Here is a 1,652-nt window from a genome sequence, read left to right on the forward strand (position 1 = left end):
TGCGATGCCTGTCAGAACCCATCGCACACAGTGCGAATGACGAGGACAGCTGCAAAGGTCGATTTTGGCAGGGAAGATTCTCGACACAACTCTTGCTCGACGATGCGGCAATCCTGGCTGGCGTCACGCACGTAGATGTGGGCGCTACCAACACCGATGCAAAAAAGGGCACTGACGGTCGCGCACTCACAGGGCTTGCCGATCGCAAGGCTGCATTAAACGGTTCAGATCGGCAGATTAGCCAAGCGATTACACTCGACGACACTTTTCTCGAAACAGCTCAATCGCGTTTGTCTGCATCGACGCAGGTCAGTCTCTCTTCGGAGGACTACGTAACCCTCGCAGAGTGGACGAAGCGACGCATCGACAAACGCGTGCGAACTAGTGTCCCGGCTTCGTCAGCCGAAGTATTGAAAGCACTGCAACTTGACGCCGATCAGTGGTGCAAACTGATCGGGTCTTTCAGCAAGGTCTTCAAACGTGCTGCCGGCACACCACAAAGCCTTAAACGAGAAGCGAAAAAGCGTGGACAACGAAGAATGAACGCCCCCGGCAATCCGCTCTCTTCGTAACCAAGAACCGGCACAGTTGGGCGATCATCGCGACGGACGCGGAACCGGTCCCAACAATCGCCGACCGAAACTTTTGGCGATCGCGAGCAATCGTTGTGTAATGGATTTTTCACAAGTCCATTCGATTGTTTCCGTCGAAGCCCCCATGTCAGATCGAAACCAACCCAGCAAAGCCGGTGGCATAGACCACTTCTTTAACCGCCACCGCATGCAGCATCCGAATTGGAGATGGATTTCCGCAAACCAGAGAGCGATGGGAAAGCTGGGCGTTCGGCACAATGACGCAATGGTTCAGCAGTTGCGTGAATGCCTGTTCGGCAGAAGCTCCGAGATTCGAGTGGTGCCGACTGGACATGGCATCGGGCTCAAGGAAATCACCAGCATCTACAACAGCCCCGTACAGCGACTATGCGTCGAGGCAAGAGTCCTCGCCTACCGAGAGATCGAAATTGCTGCGACGGCTGCTGGATTGCCACGTGAGACGATGCGGGCGTATTGTGAAGTCTTCTTCGACGTGTCGGATTGGATCGATGCCAAGGCCGCGATCCAGAACCATATCGTGCGTCGAACAGATCAGCCCAGCTTTCCTCTCCGCGAGAAGCTGTACCAGTTCGCCTACGCCGGCGGCCCAACCGTTGCCGAACACTGGATTTCGCATCTTCCACATCTCGGCGCCGGGATAGCTCACGATCTCTCAACGATCGAAGGAATCGAACGCGAACGCATCGAATTGCATATTTCTTCGATTGATCGATTTCACCTGCCTGGAAACGCCAAATTCCATGACACCTACCAGCGCGTGGTAGAGGAAACACCCCGACACACCGGATTCTCGGACCTCATCTCCGACCATGCCGCCAGCGCTCTGTGTGCTCATCTTGGGGATGACGATCTACGGTCACAACCGATGGAAAGCTCCATGCAGCAATTGACCGTCAAACGCACGCTTGTGACAAAGCCACGCCAGGCTGCATAGTCTTCCACCGCCAGGAGAATGTAGATGTCAGTCGAAACTCGCACAGTCGGGAATTCCACCTACGTGACCGAAACCCGTCGGGTCGATGGAAAAGTGAAGAAAGA

At 55.0% G+C, this 1,652-nt stretch carries 1 protein-coding gene and 1 pseudogene; both read left to right on the forward strand.

What is annotated here, in order from left to right:
• A pseudogene (locus tag NHH03_RS27495) lies at window positions 1-572 on the forward strand (hypothetical protein); the annotation flags it as partial.
• A 145-nt stretch (window positions 573-717) separates the two neighbouring features.
• Window positions 718-1,548 (forward strand): hypothetical protein, encoded by an 831-nt coding sequence (locus tag NHH03_RS27500; RefSeq protein ID WP_253161569.1) that lies wholly within the window; start codon window positions 718-720, stop codon window positions 1,546-1,548.
• The last annotated feature ends 104 nt before the right edge of the window (window positions 1,549-1,652 follow it).

This window comes from Stieleria tagensis (genome assembly GCF_024129865.1).
Lineage (GTDB): Bacteria > Planctomycetota > Planctomycetia > Pirellulales > Pirellulaceae > Stieleria > Stieleria tagensis.

Bases quoted from the DNA above. Each gene is read 5' to 3' on its own strand.
- NHH03_RS27500 (WP_253161569.1), top strand. From the start codon at position 718: ATGTCAGATCGAAACCAACCCAGCAAAGCCGGTGGCATAGACCACTTC.